The following is a 17,587-nucleotide window of genomic DNA, read 5'->3' as shown; positions in this document are numbered from 1 at the left end:
AAACTGGGTAGCCACTGATAAAAATTTTAGGATCAGGTTCAGTCTAAATTAATAAGTAAACTCACAGTAAGCAAGGATAATACTTAATATTCCAGAATATTCCTATTTTAACTGTTTAGCTTTGTACCGACATTTACATCAGCTTTAAAGATTTTTATATTTTAACAGAGTCTGATGAACGGGATGGTTTTTGGGCATCAGTTCAATCAGGCGTTCTACAGCATCAATCGCTTCAGGAAAATGTGCCACATGTTTCAGCAAGACATCGGTTTCATTAGCCTTGAAAATGGCATCGCTCAGGCGTGATTCCAGACAATCTCTCCAGGCGCATAGAAATGGACTTTCTGTTTTGGCCAGAAATACGCCGGTACATAATTTCAAGGCTGAATCGATATACCCAGCATCTAAAGATTGCTCTGTCATTAAAAAATCAGCCTCTACATGCGCCAATAAACGATAGGGTCTGGAACCCAGCATACCACCTAATAAATCGCGTAATTGTGACATTTCTGCTTTTAAAGTCCCCATACTGACCTTGCGCTCGCCATATAAGGCTTGATGCAAGGTATCTAGACTCAGGCCCTGCGGACATAAGGCCAGAATGGCTAGAATTTCAATCTGTCGAGGAGTCAGAACCAGCATCTTGCCATTAAACAGCACTTGAGGTACTGAAAAAGCTCGAATAAACAGGCGCTGCTTCTGGCATTCTAGTAGAGCCGACTGGATGATCGTAGCACAGCGCTCCGCAGCTAGTAGTGCTAAACTGTTATGCTTTGGCCAGGTAGTCGACAGATCAATGACACCTAAGACCTGTTTTGAATAGGGATCAATAATCGGGGCAGCGTAACAAACCCAATCATGAATGGAGGACATGTAATGTTCACTGGAAAAGACACAGCTGGATTGTTGAGTTTTTAAGGATAATGCCAATGCATTGGTTCCGACTAGCTCTTCGCGCCATTGCCCACCTTCAATAAAATGTACACTTTCTGCGGCACTTTGCATTTGTGGGCTAGAAGCTGCCCAAATGATGGTGCTGCCGATATCTCCGACCGCCAGCACCATAGAAGATTGCTCGGCAATATGTTTTAAATCCTGAGCACAATGTTGCAGGGCTTGGGCTAAAGTTGAGGAAGAAGTGGTCTTTTTTAAATCCGTCAGCGGTGCTGCTAAACGATTCTTCGGGATTTCAGCCGAGGATGAACGTTGCCAGGAGCTGGCAATACTCTGTCCCAGCTGTTCTGCATGTAAGGGAGACAAACTGCTGTTTTGCCGAAGCTGATCAGTATTGTGCCTTTTTTCCATCAAATCTTGTTTTGTCATCATTCCTTATTCTCACAACAATTCATGATTTACATCCGCTGTAATCGTTATTTTTTTAAAATGGATGAAAATATCGTGAACATGCTAGCCCCAACCTTTTTCCAACCTTATACCAGTTATATTAATCAAATAAGGTGCAGAAGTACCTTATACCAAAGCTGTAGAAGCGGTTTTGCCATACGAAAATAAGCAAAGGAAATAAATATGCGTTACGTCGATCCTAATCAACCTGATTCAAAAGTTCATTTTAAAGCACAATACGAGAATTTTATTGGCGGCGAATGGGTCGCTCCGGTCAAAGGTGAATACTTTGACAACATTTCTCCGGTAGATGGCAAAGTCTTTACCAAAGTGCCGCGTTCCTCTGTAGAAGACATTGAGTTGGCGCTTGATGCAGCACACAAAGCCAAAGAGCAATGGAACCGGTCATCACCGACCACCCGCTCCAATATTCTGTTGAAAATTGCAGATCGTCTGGAACAAAATCTGGAACTGCTGGCTGTGGCAGAAACTTGGGACAACGGCAAACCGATCCGTGAAACGCTGGCTGCCGATATTCCGCTGGCCATTGACCATTTCCGTTATTTTGCCGGCTGTATCCGTGCACAGGAAGGCGGCATTTCCGAAATCGATGAAGATACCATTGCTTATCATTTTCATGAACCGTTGGGCGTCGTGGGTCAAATTATCCCGTGGAACTTCCCGATTCTGATGGCTGCCTGGAAACTGGCACCTGCCCTGGCTGCAGGTAACTGTATCGTGCTGAAACCTGCGGAACAGACTCCGGTTAGTATTCTGGTGCTGGCTGAACTGATTCAGGACATTTTACCCCCGGGCGTATTGAACATCGTCAATGGCTATGGGGTCGAAGTCGGCCGTCCACTGGCGACCAATCCCCGTATTGCCAAGATTGCCTTTACCGGTTCCACCGCAGTGGGTCAGATGATCATGCAATATGCGACTGAAAATATTATTCCGGTGACTCTGGAACTTGGCGGTAAATCACCAAACTTGTTCTTTGCCGACATTATGGATCAGGAAGACGATTATCTGGATAAAGCTCTGGAAGGCTTTGCCATGTTTGCCCTGAACCAGGGTGAAATCTGTACCTGTCCATCGCGTGCGCTGATCCAGGAAAGTATTGCTGACGAATTTCTGGCGCGTGCCGTTGAACGGGTGAAACGGATTAAAACCGGGCATCCGCTGGATACTGACACCATGATTGGCGCGCAAGCCTCACAGGAACAGCAGGACAAGATTCTGGGCTGTATTGCCACTGGTCGTGAAGAAGGCGCACAGATCCTGACTGGTGGTGAAGCACGTCAGGAAGTGGGTCAAGGTTTCTATATTGAGCCGACTATCTTTAAAGGCACCAATGACATGAAGACCTTCCAGGATGAAATCTTCGGGCCTGTATTGGCTGTGACCACCTTTAAAGACTTTGATGATGCGATCAAGATCGCCAATGATACGATTTATGGACTCGGTGCCGGTGTCTGGTCACGCTCAGCGCATACCTCTTACCGTGCAGGCCGTGCTATTCAGGCAGGTCGGGTCTGGACTAACTGTTATCACATCTACCCTGCCCATGCGGCTTTCGGTGGTTATAAAAAATCAGGGATTGGGCGTGAGAATCATAGAATGATGCTGGATCATTATCAGCAGACTAAAAACTTGCTAGTCAGCTATTCGACCAAACCAGCCGGGTTCTTTTAAGAAGTGAAATACATTCAAAGCGAACTTCGGTTCGCTTTGAATGTATGGTAGCTAGCTTTCACAAAATATCAGCAACATCTTCAAGCTGCGGCCAATTCAAATAAAGTTTTTAGTCTATAAATACTTTTTTTAAAGGAAAGAGCATCACCTCAAATTTCTATTTGCAATAGTGTCATTTCAAGATAATTTCACTCTATAAAGATTTCGCCACATTCTCCAGCCATTGAGTGCCAGAAGAATAAAAATAAAATAAAGCACGGCGGTTAAATACAATGACTTATAGCTATACATGCCGACATAAATCACATCTAACACACACCATAATCCCCAGCTTTCAATATATTTTTTTGCCGCCCAATAACTTGCCACCAAGCTAAAAGAGGCTAACATGGAATCCAACCAAGGGAGTGATGCTGTGGTGAAATGAGCAAATAAAGCGCCAATCACCAGACCAGCGACGATACCCACAATCAGGCTATATACCCAGATTTTCTGATTCAAATAGCCAACTTGTACGCTGAGATCCTGATCTTGATCTTTTTTCGTCCAGCTATACCAGCCATACAGTTGCATCAAGATAAATACGGCTTGTAATGCTGCGTCTGCAAATAAATTGACACGATAAAAAATAATCATATATAAAAATACAGCGACAATATTCACCAACCAGCAGACTTTATATTGTTTGGAGGTCAACCAGACACCTAAAACGTTTAAAATAAACGCTGCAATTTCTATATTTTCCATAGCAATATAACCTGATTAAGCAGCCAATTTAGAAGTTCAGATTGAATGACAAGGTTGCTGTACGCGGCGAACCCAAGAATAAATAATCATCACCCAAAAATTCACCTGCATCACGCCAGTATTTCTTGTTGAACAGATTATTAATATTCAAGCGCAGCAATGCATCGGTCGTATTTAGCTTAAATTGATAAGCAGCGCCTAAATCAACCACACTATAACCTGCAACTTTCGCAGCACCCTCTTTGTTGGCATATTTGCTGGAACTGTATTGACCACCTGCCAGAACAGTGAAACCTGCAATGCTCGGTACGTTATAGCGAAGATGTGTTGCGAAACGAGCTTTTGGCACGTTTTGCGCCTGATGATTACCATATTCAACCGCTTCCACATTTTCTAAACGGGCTTTGGTCAAGGCTAAAGATGAAGTTAAGGCCAGATGGTCGGTTAATGCACCATTCAGTCCTAATTCCAGGCCCTGACTATGCTGTTCGCCTTCCGCAATAAAATAGCGAAGTCCTGAAATCGGCTTGCTATATTGATTGTCCTGACGTAAATCAAAAACGGCTGCAGTCAACAGGAAATCATGGATCTGTTGTTTGAAACCAATTTCATATTGCTCTGAATAGATCGGTGCTAGAGTTTCAGCCGCATTCTCTGCAAACCAAGGCGCTGTTTTTCCATCTGACAGGCCTTTAGCATACGAGGCATAGACGGTAGTCGATTCCAAGGGGCTATAGCTGATCGCAAATTGCGGTAAAAATTTGCCTAAATCAGTATCGCGGACTTTTACCCGATCTGCATCATATGCTTGTTCATCCAGCTCGATCCATTTTCCGCCAATCAAAGTGGTCCAATGTTCATTCCATTCAATACGATCAAGAAACGTCAATGCAGTTTGTTTACTGTCTAAAGCTTTAAAATAAGGACCTAGATTTCCTTCTTCTGGGATCCTGTCGTAGGTATCTTGGTAAATATTACCAACATAGTCTTCTGAATTTATGTACTGGTTTATACCGTTGTAACGATTTCTAGATTTATCGGTGTAAGTCAAATCAAAGTTAAGGTGATGTTGTACCCAATTGGTATCAATCACCCCATCCAATTTGACTTTAAATTGATTGGTTTTAAAGGTGTCATCCGGATTACGAAAATCATAAATATCATACTCGCCAGCTTTACCAAACGTGTTACAGGAATACTCTTCCAGACAGCCTTCCCGATAATAACCATAAGCAAAGCTTGAATAGTCATCAACTCTGGATTTACTGTGTGCTGCAACGAGTCCCAGGTTCCAGTCACTATTCAAAGCATAGCTATATTTTAAACTGCTATTCAGACTATCGATCTTGACCGGTTTACCCCAAGTCTGATAACCCAGCAATCGATCCCATTTCACATTTTCTGGGACTTTGCCATCGAGTAATTGATAACCTGGCACTGATTTTTGTTCGGAACGCTGTGCTTCAAGATCAAATTCCAATTTAGATTGCTCAGATGTTTTCCAATCTAAGGCCAATGCCGCTAAATAGCGTTCACCATCCACATGATCGACATAAGACTCAATCTGTTCATTCACCAGATTGATGCGATATCCGAATTGTTGCTCATCACCCCAAAAACCACCTAGATCAGTTGCCACTGAAAACTGTCCATGTTGATCAGCAGAGAATGTCAGGGCCTGGATATCTTTAGGTCGCTTGGTGACATAATTGACCACACCACCCGGGGTCGACATACCACTTTGAATCGCGGAAATGCCTTTTAAAATTTCCACACGTTCTTTGTTTTCAAGTGCAACATTTTGTTCACCACGAATCACATTGCCATTAATAAGGTAGCTTGATGCCAAATCGAGTGCAAAGCCACGCGAGACAAAGTTTGGATAATAGCCAATTGCAGCATAGCCCTCACCGATGGCTGCATCATTTTTTACCACATCGCTCAGCACACGAGCATGTTGTTCAGCAATGAGATCGGCAGTCAAGATAGAGACCGATGCAGGGAGTTTTTGCAGACTGTTCGTAGCAAATCCTTCAACATTCACTTTGGCACTCGAGTAAGGAATGCTTTGATCGGCGGTGATAACAATCGTGTCAAGCTGTTGCACAGCGTCTTCAGCATAAGTCAGCGGGGCTAAACACAGCTGCGACAGAATGATCATATTTAAAGATCGAGTTAATACATTCTGTTTGAGTTGACGAGTGTTCATACGAAACCTTATGTCTGTGAAGTGGGTGATGATGCTGGGTTTAGAGAGAGCATTGAGAAGCTTGCAATTCATGTTGAATGAGCCGAGTTAAAGTCTGGGTAAATTGTTGGCCTTGTTCGCCAAAGAACCAGTCCACATGACCGATAATCCAGTCGTAATAAGCCGCATCTGCATGGTTGAGGTTGTGGGTAATACCCACAAAATACTCCAGCTCTGAAAAAGCGAAATCTAGATGCACGATTTTCAGCAGTTCTGGCAAAATACTAAAATCTTCTTGTGGATGTATTTCGGAAAAATAAGCATGGAGAAAAGCGGTTAAACCGGCTTCATCAATCTGAATATGTGGGTTCTGCTCTAATTCCAACCAATCAATGAAATTACGTTCAATCGTCACTGCCAGATCATAAATTGCCGAGTTTCGGTCAGATAAACCAAAATCAATCACGGCAGTAATCTCAGCTTTGGCATCTGGCGATGACCAAAATAGATTAGAAGCGTGTAAATCGTTATGGGTCCAAATTCTGCTTGCTTGTTGCAATACAGGCTGAATACGCTGGTGAACCTGTAAGATTTGATCTAAAAAGTAAGGATCCAAATTTTTGTCGGCAAAGTAACGGCTTAATTCTGGACTGTTTGCAATGCGCCGTTGAATGGCTGTAACGATATTTTCACTGTCTAAAAGTTGCTGATTGGACACTAAATAAGATGCTGATCGGCCTTGCTGCTCAGGAAAATCCTGCATGGCCATATGTAACTTTGCCAGCAATTGCCCCGTTTTCGCAGCATGTTCAGCATAGAAAAAAGGTTTCCAGGATTGCTGATCTGCATACAGATCTAAGCCGGCTGCTTTTGCATAGACTTCATAGGTCCAGTTACCTAGCTCTAAAGCGGTCAGACCTTGATTTGAGCTAATCAATGCTGCAACAGGAATTTCTTTGCTAGCTAAATGCTGAAGAACGGCATGCTCCTGTAAAATATCGCGGGCACGACGAAAGGAACAATGGCTGCGCTTAATCAAATACTGATGCGCGACTGCTTCATCCCTGATCACAAAATCCTGCTCCACCTTGACCAGAGCCGCAGATGAAAATGGCCGGGGACTATACCACAAAATCTCAAAATGACCTTGTAAACAGGAATATTGCTGCTGCAGGCTTTGTAATTCTGGATCAGAAATATGTGCCCAGTCTTTATTTTCCCAGGCATTGCCCATACCATGACCTAAATCATTGGTAATTATGGTCATCATCACTATTCCTGAGCTAGATCATTATCTAATAATGGAAAATCATCGTTTAGGCGAACATGCAAATAGTATTTTTAAATACATTTAATATTGAAGACACGCCCTAAAATTAAGTGGTACATACCAGTATTAAATTGAAGGCAAGTTTAGCCTTATAAATATAAAAATAGAATAGATCTCTCACATAAATCAGAAAATGATCTTCTTTTTGGTTAATATTCGAACTCCAGATTTCTTAGCATTCGCACATAATCTGCGGATGAAATATATCGATTCAAACAAGCTTTCTTATCCTCAGTTCAAGTGATAACGTAGTTTTGAAATGTACCGTAATTCATTTTCATGACTTCACTAAGTAGCTCTTTAAATCCCTGTTTATCAGCAGCAAATTCTACCAGTGATTCATTGTTCAGATCAGTAACACATGCCATGGTCGAAATGACCTGTACACTATGAGCTTTGAATAACCCTCTCAAAATTTCATTTGAATGCTTTTGGTCTTTAATGAAGTTCTTTAACGGCTCAGCATGGATTGCCCAAGTATCGAAGTCTTTCATCTGTATCTGACGAACTTCAATGTCATTGATTTTGATGCTTCGATTCGTTTCTAGAAAAAAATCATTCATAATGATGTCTCAAATTAGATTTTAATGATAAAAAAATACCCTAATGGTTATCCCATCAGAGCTAAATATAAAATTATTTATTTCTTAATTTGAAATACTTTGATCAATCAGTTTCTCAATAATATTAGAGGCAAGGCAGAGTAAAACTTGAAGTGCGACATAAACCACCTAATTAATTTAAAGGGTATGGAGTATATAAAATTTTCATACCATCATCTTAACTTTGAAGATCGTACTGCATTAATGCTTGAGTCAAGAAAAGAAGGCTTTTCACCAAGAAAATTTGCCGAACTCATTAAAAGACATCCAAGTACGATCTATGGTGAGCTTAAAAGAAATAGTATCAATGACGTTTATCAAGCTCGATATGCTTCTGATAACACCTTCGCTAGACGTAGACGTAGACGTAGTCACAGAAAGCTCAAAATCGATTCAATCCTCTGGAGATTTATTGTTGAAGCGATCCGTTGTTTATGGTCTCCTCAGCAAATATCGAAGCGTTTAAAGACAATTCCTGATTTGGATCAAACAATGAATGTAAGCCATACAACGATTTATTCAACGATACGAGCATTACCAAAGGGTGAGTTGAAAAAAGACTTATTATCCTGTCTGCATCATGAAAATAAAAAGCGAAAAGCTAACGGTGAACCTAAAAAAGATTCTATATTACAGGATATTAAAACTATTCATGAGCGCCCAGCCGAAGTTCAAGAAAGATACCGGGTCATTGGGAAGCCGATTTAATTAAAGGTAAAGACAATAAAAGTTCGATAGCAACACTTATTGAACGAAATACACAGCTCTGTATCTTGGCAACATTATCTGATGCAAAGGCAGAATCAGTGCGCAAGGCTTTAACTAAAGCTCTGAAATATTTACCTGAGAACTGCGTGAAACGTTGACCTATGACCGTGGACGTGAGATGGTAGAATTTAGGCATAGATGTATATTTCTGTGACCCACATTCACCATGGCAAAAAGGCACATGCGAAAATATGAATGGTTTAATTAGGCAATATTTACCTAAAGGGATTGATTTAAATCAGGCAGATCAGCATTATTTAAATCAAGTTGCCATGTCACTGAATACTCGTCCTAGAAAAGCGTTAGATTGGCTTACACTATTAGAGAAATTTTCTCAGCTTATTGATTATCATAAGGCTTTTGAAACTATCGCACCTCATGTTTGAATTCGCCCGCCTAAGGTGCTTTGATTCAGTTCTATTGAAGCTTTAAGATAATTTTCAAGCTTAATCTATACAGGTATATTTTGTTGAATTACGTTTTTTTATTAAGATATTTAAGGGAAAATTCTCACGGAAAAAATGTTTTTTATCACTGAACCATATACAAGTAACTAAATTATCCTGCAATTTTTCAACCATCATTGGATGACTACCGTAAACTAGGTAAACAATATCACCAATATAGATATTATTCATCTTTAGTCAGCCCAGGGTAAGATCAAAATTTTGAAACTTCTGACAAATAAATTAATGCCATCAGTTGAGGACTTTTTTAAGCTGAGAAAGCCTTTATAAAGTCCAATTAAGTCCTTGTCCCATTTCATAAATAATGAGTATTAATGCAATTACCATTAGTGAAATGACAATGGCTTCGACCTTAGTGAGCATCTTAAATTCTCCACCTTTCATCTTTTATATAATAAACAAAGTGAACAATAAATAACAATAAGGTTACAAAAAAATTACTGGATGTTACAAAAATAAGGCTGGTAAAGAAAAATCTCTCAAAGGAGGTGCTAATTCTTTTCAAACTTAACCTTATGTACTAGGCGATTTCCTGTATAAGACTCATGACCTACTGCGATCATATTAACACCACCTTCTTCTTCTAAACTTAATAAGAAAGTATGGACACCCTGCATTTCATTTAACTCAATATTATTGCTGATCCATTTCATCGTACCTGGTTCCATATTGTTTATTTCTTCTTGGATTTTATTGTAGGGGGGATTACCGCAGTTGACCATTTGCTATGCTCTTTTTATAATTTGCCATTAAATTATCTTCGCTATAAAAGATTTTTAAGAAAATCGGTCTGTATTTGGCCAATTAACGCTACAAAAAAAACTCATCCGATAAGTATTCTTACCTAAACCCAAGGTTCTATAACTTGGATCCTGAATATCTTACATACGCAGACATAGCTCATACATCGGAATTTAAACTTAGCCTCTACACTGAAATTAAGTTTTAGAAACATAGAGGAAATTCAGATGGAAAAGTATTCAAAGATTCTAATCCTGAGCTTATTTGGATTTACTGGAACAGTAGCTATTGCAGATGAATCCATTCCAATAGAAGCAACTGCCGCCGCCGAAGCACAACAGGTTGCTTTAGATTATGGAAATGAGAAAGACAAAAAATCTGAATCATCTGAAAGCCCTTAATTAAAGGAATGCCGGTCAGTTAAGAAATTGACTGGCATTTTCTTGGGTATTTCTGTGGTGTCCCTTTCATAACTCGTGGGCAACTCCTCACTCCCTCTCAGGCAAAACATATCTCTTAGATTTTTCCAGTAAACTTTCTAAATGTTTAGGTAAATTACCTGCGGAGTCTAAAGAGTCGAATCTTAATATATTCAGAATGCCAATAGATGCAATATGAAAGCTGGTTCTCAAAGGACTGACTTTTGCACGTTGAGCCATATGTTTCATTGTCTTCTTAGAATATTATAGGCAATACCCCCCATAATTCTTGATAAAATAAATCAGGTTGCTTGCTCCTCAAATGCTTGCCCTCCTGTAAATCACTTTTGATTTCTCGGTAACACATTTTTATTTCCCAGCGCTGAGCATAAAGCTTCGCCAAGCCTATCAGTGGATATGTCTTTGGGTCCATTAATAAAGTGATATAACGTCTAATTTTCCCTGCCTGCTTAACCTCAATCAAACGCGCTTCCCAATACCCTGTTGCCATTAGAGGCCAAAAGCCGCTGTAAACTGGATCCTGAACTAAAAATCTATAATCAGGAAATCAATAAAGAAGAATAGAAATTAAGTATGGATTGGCAGTCTAAAAACTTTCAAAATGCTTTCAGAACGTTATCGCAATAGAGCTAAAAGCCCCCCTTTTGAGATTCAATCTAGTTGCTGGAATTTATAATTTGCAACTGAGTAAGAATGATTTATGAAGGCGGTCTAATGCTAATCTAAGAAAATAAAAAAAATCCTAAAACCATTTAACTTCTTAGGATTTGAATGGGCAGGATATAAATATAAGCTTATGCTTGAATATCTAAGGTCATTTCAATTTTGTCCTGTGACCAGATTTCGATGTCATATTCAATCACTAGATCATCTGATTTTGAAATACGTTCAATATAAGTGGCGGTTTGACTTAAAGGAATACCTAAGTGCTGGCTCTCAAAATGAGACACACCGGTATTTTTAATTTTTAACTGACTACTCGTGTAATTATAATGAAAGTGATTTTTAATGACATCTTGTACCGAAGTAATCACATCATAATTCAGCACATTTGGAAACAGCGCAACAGGTAAATAATTATATTCTAGAAGTACAGGTACATCATCAGCATAACGTAAACGAATAATTTCAATAAAGCCCAATTTACGATTTTCTTCACTAAAAAGATTACTGTGATCCAATCGCTCCAACTGTCTGGTCGAGATTAGTTCAGTTCTGACATTAAAACCCTGTGCCTTCATATAAGAACGAAAATTTTCAATTGAGTTTGGAGAATATTGAATTTTTTTATTACTCACGAACCAGCCGAGATTTTGCCGTTTGAAAATTTTATCTTCGGCACGAAGCTGTTCATAGGCCTTACGCACTGTTTCCCTTGAACAGTCAAACTTTAATGCCAAGTACCGTTCGGATGGAATCATTTGATTAGAACTATAATTTTTCAATTCAGCCTCAATCAAATCTCTGATTTCCATATACTTCATTCAGTGAATCCAGTGAGTGCTCATAAATGATAAAGATAGTACTAAATTAAAGAACAGAGGAAAATTAAAAACAAGGTACGATCAGTAAAAAGATGCATTCCCTTGTTTTAATGAGAATGTTTAGCAGCATGATTAATACGTGATTCTGAGAGAATATCGTTGTCCATTCATAATGTTATCATTTATGCAAAAAGAATAGACTAAATTTGTCTAGGAGAGTAGTGACGGTTCAATCTAACTAAAAGGCATCTACCAAATGGCGGCTATTCGTAATAGTCGACTGAGAAAATCACGTACCTTGATTCTAAGCAGTTATTGCCCACCTCCATACTAGCACGTTTCCTGGCACAGTCCCTATCTGTACACTTGAATGCCTTTGACTATCTAAAGGTAATCTTTAAGAAAATGGGATTTATAGGGCAATATACTAAGATCTCTAGATCTGTTGAATTCGGCAAGCTCACTGAGTGTGGTTCCGTAACGTGACACTAGGTAACGTCTTGGGCTGCTGTCTGTAGGCAAAAATTAAAGCTGTGGTTTAAGGCTGGCATATTTTAAGATTTATTTTAATTTACCACTGATGTCTGGATTTTTAGCTAATTATACCATATCCAAAAAACATATATTTACTAATAATTGCTTAGGCTATTTATTATAAAAAACAACCATATATCATTGATATATGAACATTTATTTCTATTTTTTCTATAGACATAAATTAATTAATTTTTTAGGCCCCCATACACTATCTAAGCTGAGTCAATTAAAACCTGGTATAAGTCAATGTCACATTGACTTATAGAAATAATATTTAAAAACCTTTTTTTATTTTGAATTAGGGTGTCATCAATTAGCTTGAGAAAATCCTACCGGTCCTCATAATTTCTTCATGAATAAACGCTATGCATTAATAGATGATTGGTGGGAACAGGTTAAAGATCTGTTACCTGGACGAATGGGTACTGTTGGAGTAACGGCCAAAGATAACCGACTATTTGTTGAAGCGCTATCGTTCAGGTATCCCGTGGCGAGACTTACCCGAACGCTTCGGTGATTTTAGAGTAGTGCATACTCGTTTTAGTCTTTGGGCTAAAACAGGTGTGTGGCAGAGAGTCTTTGAAGTGCTGTCACATGACCGTGACAATGAATATGTGATGTTAGACTGCACCCCATTGTACGTGCTTACCAACACAGCGCTGGGGGGAAATCAGGCGAATAGGCGCAGTAAAGGGGGCTTAAGCACCAAAATTCATGCCCGTACTGATGCTTTAGGCAACCCGACAGGATTTTATCTCACGGATGGGCAGGTTCATGACTTAAACGGTTCAGATGTGTTGCTGGACTTATCGTTGAGCCAGACCTGGCTTATGGATAAAGCCTACAACTCCAGGGATCGGGTCATTGATCTAATTTTAGAGGCGAAGGGTCAAGTTGTGATGCCAGCGAAAAGTAATTCTATTGATCAGCGTGATTATGATTGACATATCTACAAGGCAAGACATCTGATCGAGAAATTTTTTGCCAAGCTCAAACAATATCGTCCTATTGCCACACGCTATGATAAATTGGCTCAAAACTTCTTATCAGCGATCTATCTGGCTTAATTGATGACACGCCTTAGTTTGAGATTGTCAAAAAAAAGTGTAGCAAATTGCTACACTTTTTCACTTTTCTGAATCAGCTGTTTTAAAAAATCTTCTAGTTGTAAGAGACTAGCTTCGTCAATTTCCGAGATATTCAGAGAAACCTTAAGCTGTTTTTGATTGAGTTTGATATTCCCCGCAATCTTACCTGCATATTCAATTTTTCTAACCACAGATGTTGTGGTCAGTTTTCCTGGATCCTGACTCAATATTTTTTCAGCATAGGCAGTAACTTTACTTTGCTCTAGTTTTTTGTCTTTTACTTTTTCCCAAGCCCCTAGCAAAGCCTTTTCGGCCTCAGAAAGTTGCTCTATATGATCCGACAGAAATTTTTTGAATGCAGTTGCAGCAGTACGACCTAGTAGGCCTGGTTCCACATCAAGGTCATTTAAAATTACTTGAGGCAGTTTTTCGTACGCTAAATACTTGTACATATCTTCGCGATTTAAACCCAGTGAATTGGCTAAACGTTGCTTGTTTTTCTTTAACTTCTCATCAAGTGAGTTCAGGCCAATAAAAATTTCATAATCTGTCAGGTCCTGACGCTTTAAATTCTCTGCTAAGGTTAACAAAGATGCTTCTACATTATTCGCATCAATGATAATGGCTTCAATCACAGACTTGCCGAGTAAATGGTGCGCCCGTAAGCGCCGCTCGCCTGCAATGAGTTCATATTTCAGATTATCCAGTTTACGCACTGTAATGGGCTGCAAAAGACCGACTTCGTCAATGGAATCCGCCAGTTCTTTTAATTGTGACTCTTCAAATAATTTACGCGGCTGGTTTGGACTACGGCTGATATCCTCAATAGGAACATTACGTCTAAACTCTTTCAGCTCTCTAATATTGTCTTTCTGTGCTTGCTGATGTTTTTCTGTATTCTGTTTCAGTTTCTGAGCTAAAAGCTCTTTGGTGCTTGCCATAATACTCTCAGGTTTAAACTTTAGCTACAATTTCATTGGCAAGGCTTTCAAAAGCCTTACGTACTTTTGAATTTTTTTCTACGTTCAAAAGTGATTGTTGCAGAATCGCTGCTTGATTAACTTTAGTACTTTGAGGAATGGTAGTCTCTAAAAGTTTTCCTACCTGTTTCAAGGCTTCATTCCGAATCAGCTTACAGACATTCTGACGTTCATCATGCTTAATTAGTAAAGCGCCTAAAAGCTCTAAATCTGGATTAATACGTTTGATCTTTTCAAGATGATTTAAAAGATCTGTTACCCCATACAATCCATATTGTGATCCGGATTCGATAGGGATAATGACATGTGTTGAAGATGCCAGGGCATTGCTGGTTAATAATTTAAGACTAGGTGGACAGTCGATCAATATAAAATCATAAAGATCTTTTAACAGTTCTAACTTGATATTTAACTCTTCAGAAGGACGGGGAGCTTCTTCTTTTAGTTGGTCTTCAGTTTTTCCTAAATTCAAGGAACCATAAATTAATGATACTTTTTCAAAGTTCGTTTCTTCTTGTAATGCATCTGCCAACAACGAAATATCGCCCACTAGTAATTCTGCTGTAGTCACAACAATTTCGCTTGGATGTTGGATCCCAATGTGTAAACTTGCGTTTGCTTGAGGATCTAAATCAATGACTAAAACCTTGTTGCCCAGATTGGCAAGTTCTGAGGCTAGGTGCACAACAGTCGTTGTTTTGCCACATCCGCCTTTATGGTTAGCAACAGTAATAATTTTTGCAGACATGCGTGTCAGATGCTTCCGTATTTGAATGTTTAGTAATATAAATAACTTTCACTCATCTTACTATAGTTTTAAAATTTATAAATCCTATTTGTTCAGATGTAAAACAGCTTAAAAATAAATCTTTAACTAAGCTAGCTTAATTAATAATTAGAATAATTAGTTATTTAGCTAATTAATAATTAAGAGTGCATTTTTATTATATAAAACAAATTCTTAGAGTTTTAAAAGTGGAAGGTTTGTCACCATAAAGTGGAAGGTCTGTCACTCTAAAGTGGAAGGTCTGTCACTCTAAAGTGGAAGGTCTGTCACTCTAAAGTGGAAGGTTTGTCACTCTAAAGTGGAAGGTCTGTCACTAGGGTGGAAGGTTTGTCACTGCTATTTTTTAAACCGCTATTTTTATTTAAAAATAATTTAAAAAACAATTGTTTAATATGTTAATAAAGTCTCGTAACTAAGCCTTAAAGGTGGAAGGGTTGTCACTGTATGTTCTTAACCTGTGGATAATCTGTTTTTATTGGATATTTCCTGATGATTATATGTGCAGTTATACCTTTCGAATCTAACTGAAAGGTGGAAGCCTTGTCACATCAGGGTTTCTATTTAACTTAACCTATCTGAATGTGGGTGAAAAAAGTAAAAATAGTCATTCTAAACTGTAATTTCGGGGGCTAAAGGTGGAAGGTCTGTCACTGTAGGGTGGAAATACTGTATTTAATTCCACTTTAAAGGCAAAAAATCGGATAATAACGCTTTTTTTTGATGACGGACCTTCCACTTTTAGAATCTTGTGGTGAAAGTCTTGAAAGTTTTTCCACTTTTGTATATAAAAACTAAGTCAAATTATAAATATCACGGTTATGACAGAATCTGAACCATTGCAAGAAGAAACGAATTATATTCCCTACTGTATAGGCAACATTCGCCATAATGGCGTTGTCAGTACCAGTAACCGCTTAATTCGCCCAATCGAGTTGTCATCCAATGAATATAAGGCACTTCTATATGCAATGGCGGTTGCGAATTATAGTGAGAAAAATAGGGTAGATGGTGAAATTACCGAACAAACTTATATTTATTTGTATAAGGATGATTTGGCAGATTTACTAGGATTAAATAAACGTAACTCAATTAATGTTGCAATAGATCGGATCTATAAAGAGCTTTCATCCCGGGTAGCTCATTTTATTATTGAGGAGCCTGCTGATAATGGTAAGAGAAAGACTAAAAAAGTACATTCTGTCGTTCCCATTATCCGTGAGTTAAGATGGGAAGATGACTCTAAAAATGCGATTCAGATTCGTTTTACTAGTGAGGTGTTGCCGTATTTCACTCAACTGGCTGGGGGTAATTTTACTACCTATCAGCTAAAACATCTTTTTGCCCTAGATTCTGTTGCCAGTATGAGTCTTTATACTTATTTCATTAAAAACGAATTTAAGTACGCCAATCAAAAGAGTTATGAAGTGCCATTACTTTTAGAAAACTTGAAAGCACTGATTGATATTAATGAAACCAAATATGATCGCTGGGTAGATTTTAGACGCTATGTATTAGACAAAATAGTGGCAGAAATTAACGAAAATACAGATCTACAATTAGAGTATGAAACCGTTAAGAAAGGCCGTCCAATTGTAGGTGTGAATTTTAAACTGCATCATCGGATTGCTGATAAGGCACTGGATGAAATTGCAGTGATTGAAAAAATCTATCTTGATGTTCCATTTGAAGACAATGCATCCGTAAAAGAATTAGGGGCTAAATTCGATACGAATGTACGTTCTTGGTATATTTTTAATAATGATGAAAATTATCAGCAGTTCAAGAAGTGGTTTAAAAAAGTAGGATGCCTCACTGACTCTCAAGCAAATATTGTCATTAATGACACTTTATTCCAAATGGATTTTGCTGAAATTGGTATGGGGCTGAATGACTTTAAACGAAATATGAAGCATAAACTTAAAAATAATCCAGAATTCGTTCAAAGTATTCGTGAAAGACTGAATGATATTTTTGGTAAAGAGCTGATCTAGCGAAAAGTGTAGCAACTTGCTACACTTTTTTAAATATATGTTTGTAAAGAATACAAGTGGTAAGGACCCTAGGATAAAAACGACTCTGTTGGATAAAGGCTTTAGAGATAGATCTTCCCTAAGTTATCCAAATTCAAGTGACAACTTGGGTATGAGGTCTGCCTAATTCCTTAAATCTATTCAAAACGTAAGTGTTCGCTGAACACACCTTATGAATTCATCCTATAAGCCTTAATTTAGTCCCCACTTAAAAACAAGTGGGGACTAAATTTATGACTACAAATAACTAGGGTCTGTTGACATTTACTGTTCATAATTAACCCTATAAAGGTAGCCATAAAAATATACAGGCTAAAGCAACAGAACTTTGATAATTTCTTTTGAGCTTGTCATATCGA

At 38.6% G+C, this 17,587-nt stretch carries 12 protein-coding genes and 4 pseudogenes; 5 read left to right on the top strand and 11 right to left on the bottom strand.

Annotation, left to right across the window (positions count from 1 at the left end; translation table 11 throughout):
* Positions 1 to 144 precede the first annotated feature (144 nt).
* Positions 145 to 1,326, bottom strand: coding sequence for a transcriptional regulator (locus AC1IR0_RS13390; protein WP_243475281.1), 1,182 nt, complete (start codon positions 1,324 to 1,326; stop codon positions 145 to 147).
* Between the two features lie 201 nt (positions 1,327 to 1,527).
* Between AC1IR0_RS13390 and exaC the strand changes: the two genes are divergently transcribed.
* A complete protein-coding gene (gene exaC / locus AC1IR0_RS13385) occupies positions 1,528 to 3,039 on the top strand; it encodes an acetaldehyde dehydrogenase ExaC (RefSeq protein WP_479741471.1) in 1,512 nt (503 codons plus the stop codon).
* A 177-nt stretch (positions 3,040 to 3,216) separates the two neighbouring features.
* On the opposite strand, the gene pnuC is transcribed toward exaC, so the two are convergent.
* The 4 genes from pnuC to AC1IR0_RS13365 form a co-directional block, all read right to left on the bottom strand.
* Complete coding sequence (gene pnuC / locus AC1IR0_RS13380; RefSeq protein ID WP_479741470.1) at positions 3,217 to 3,786, bottom strand: nicotinamide riboside transporter PnuC; 570 nt, start codon at positions 3,784 to 3,786, stop codon at positions 3,217 to 3,219.
* A gap of 28 nt (positions 3,787 to 3,814) precedes the next feature.
* Positions 3,815 to 5,995, bottom strand: coding sequence for a TonB-dependent siderophore receptor (locus AC1IR0_RS13375; RefSeq protein ID WP_243475280.1), 2,181 nt, complete (start codon positions 5,993 to 5,995; stop codon positions 3,815 to 3,817).
* 40 nt (positions 5,996 to 6,035) lie between these two features.
* Positions 6,036 to 7,241: a phosphotransferase enzyme family protein gene (locus tag AC1IR0_RS13370; protein WP_479741487.1), complete on the bottom strand. Its 1,206-nt coding sequence runs from the start codon at positions 7,239 to 7,241 to the stop codon at positions 6,036 to 6,038.
* Positions 7,242 to 7,540: 299 nt separating this feature from the next.
* Positions 7,541 to 7,867: a hypothetical protein gene (locus tag AC1IR0_RS13365; protein ID WP_479741469.1), complete on the bottom strand. Its 327-nt coding sequence runs from the start codon at positions 7,865 to 7,867 to the stop codon at positions 7,541 to 7,543.
* Between the two features lie 186 nt (positions 7,868 to 8,053).
* On the opposite strand from AC1IR0_RS13365, the pseudogene AC1IR0_RS13360 reads away from it, so the two are divergent.
* Positions 8,054 to 9,060: pseudogene (locus AC1IR0_RS13360) on the top strand (IS30 family transposase).
* Between the two features lie 572 nt (positions 9,061 to 9,632).
* Here the strand turns inward: AC1IR0_RS13360 and AC1IR0_RS13355 are convergent.
* Positions 9,633 to 9,809: a hypothetical protein gene (locus AC1IR0_RS13355; protein WP_479741468.1), complete on the bottom strand. Its 177-nt coding sequence runs from the start codon at positions 9,807 to 9,809 to the stop codon at positions 9,633 to 9,635.
* A 300-nt stretch (positions 9,810 to 10,109) separates the two neighbouring features.
* Here AC1IR0_RS13355 and AC1IR0_RS13350 point away from each other — a divergent pair, with 300 nt between their 5' ends.
* Positions 10,110 to 10,283 (top strand): hypothetical protein, encoded by a 174-nt coding sequence (locus AC1IR0_RS13350; RefSeq protein WP_004281965.1) that lies wholly within the window; start codon positions 10,110 to 10,112, stop codon positions 10,281 to 10,283.
* A 19-nt stretch (positions 10,284 to 10,302) separates the two neighbouring features.
* Here AC1IR0_RS13350 and AC1IR0_RS13345 read toward each other — a convergent pair.
* Both AC1IR0_RS13345 and AC1IR0_RS13340 read right to left on the bottom strand, forming a co-directional pair.
* A pseudogene (locus tag AC1IR0_RS13345) lies at positions 10,303 to 10,800 on the bottom strand (IS4 family transposase); the annotation flags it as partial.
* Between the two features lie 316 nt (positions 10,801 to 11,116).
* The gene (locus tag AC1IR0_RS13340; RefSeq protein WP_004647775.1) at positions 11,117 to 11,806 is read right to left on the bottom strand and encodes a GntR family transcriptional regulator; all 690 of its coding nucleotides are present in this window, start codon (positions 11,804 to 11,806) and stop codon (positions 11,117 to 11,119) included.
* An 889-nt stretch (positions 11,807 to 12,695) separates the two neighbouring features.
* Here AC1IR0_RS13340 and AC1IR0_RS13335 point away from each other — a divergent pair.
* Positions 12,696 to 13,410: pseudogene (locus tag AC1IR0_RS13335) on the top strand (IS5 family transposase).
* Positions 13,411 to 13,460: 50 nt separating this feature from the next.
* On the opposite strand, the gene AC1IR0_RS13330 reads toward AC1IR0_RS13335, so the two are convergent.
* Both AC1IR0_RS13330 and AC1IR0_RS13325 read right to left on the bottom strand, forming a co-directional pair.
* Entirely contained in the window at positions 13,461 to 14,372 is a 912-nt protein-coding gene (locus tag AC1IR0_RS13330) for a ParB/RepB/Spo0J family partition protein (RefSeq protein ID WP_004647773.1), read from the bottom strand.
* A 13-nt stretch (positions 14,373 to 14,385) separates the two neighbouring features.
* Positions 14,386 to 15,159 carry a ParA family protein gene (locus AC1IR0_RS13325; protein WP_004647772.1) on the bottom strand — a complete coding sequence of 258 codons (774 nt, stop codon included), beginning with the start codon at positions 15,157 to 15,159 and terminating at the stop codon, positions 14,386 to 14,388.
* An 857-nt stretch (positions 15,160 to 16,016) separates the two neighbouring features.
* Between AC1IR0_RS13325 and AC1IR0_RS13320 the strand changes: the two genes are divergently transcribed.
* Positions 16,017 to 17,189 (top strand): replication initiation protein, encoded by a 1,173-nt coding sequence (locus tag AC1IR0_RS13320; RefSeq protein WP_004647771.1) that lies wholly within the window; start codon positions 16,017 to 16,019, stop codon positions 17,187 to 17,189.
* Between the two features lie 303 nt (positions 17,190 to 17,492).
* Here AC1IR0_RS13320 and AC1IR0_RS13315 read toward each other — a convergent pair.
* Positions 17,493 to 17,587 (bottom strand): annotated as a pseudogene (locus tag AC1IR0_RS13315) (IS5/IS1182 family transposase); the annotation flags it as partial.

The sequence above is a fragment of the Acinetobacter sp. 129952 genome, from assembly GCF_056642055.1.
Note: the sequence above shows the minus strand (reverse complement) of the source record. Positions and strands in the feature narration are given on the sequence as shown.

Coding starts and splice junctions, on each gene's coding strand:
- exaC (WP_479741471.1), top strand. CDS start 1,528: ATGCGTTACGTCGATCCTAATCAACCTGATTCAAAAGTTCATTTTAAA.
- pnuC (WP_479741470.1), bottom strand. CDS start 3,786: ATGGAAAATATAGAAATTGCAGCGTTTATTTTAAACGTTTTAGGTGTC.
- AC1IR0_RS13325 (WP_004647772.1), bottom strand. CDS start 15,159: ATGTCTGCAAAAATTATTACTGTTGCTAACCATAAAGGCGGATGTGGC.
- AC1IR0_RS13370 (WP_479741487.1), bottom strand. CDS start 7,241: ATGACCATAATTACCAATGATTTAGGTCATGGTATGGGCAATGCCTGG.
- AC1IR0_RS13355 (WP_479741468.1), bottom strand. CDS start 9,809: ATGGAACCAGGTACGATGAAATGGATCAGCAATAATATTGAGTTAAAT.
- AC1IR0_RS13365 (WP_479741469.1), bottom strand. CDS start 7,867: ATGAATGATTTTTTTCTAGAAACGAATCGAAGCATCAAAATCAATGAC.
- AC1IR0_RS13330 (WP_004647773.1), bottom strand. CDS start 14,372: ATGGCAAGCACCAAAGAGCTTTTAGCTCAGAAACTGAAACAGAATACA.
- AC1IR0_RS13375 (WP_243475280.1), bottom strand. CDS start 5,995: ATGAACACTCGTCAACTCAAACAGAATGTATTAACTCGATCTTTAAAT.
- AC1IR0_RS13340 (WP_004647775.1), bottom strand. CDS start 11,806: ATGAAGTATATGGAAATCAGAGATTTGATTGAGGCTGAATTGAAAAAT.
- AC1IR0_RS13350 (WP_004281965.1), top strand. CDS start 10,110: ATGGAAAAGTATTCAAAGATTCTAATCCTGAGCTTATTTGGATTTACT.
- AC1IR0_RS13390 (WP_243475281.1), bottom strand. CDS start 1,326: ATGATGACAAAACAAGATTTGATGGAAAAAAGGCACAATACTGATCAG.
- AC1IR0_RS13320 (WP_004647771.1), top strand. CDS start 16,017: ATGACAGAATCTGAACCATTGCAAGAAGAAACGAATTATATTCCCTAC.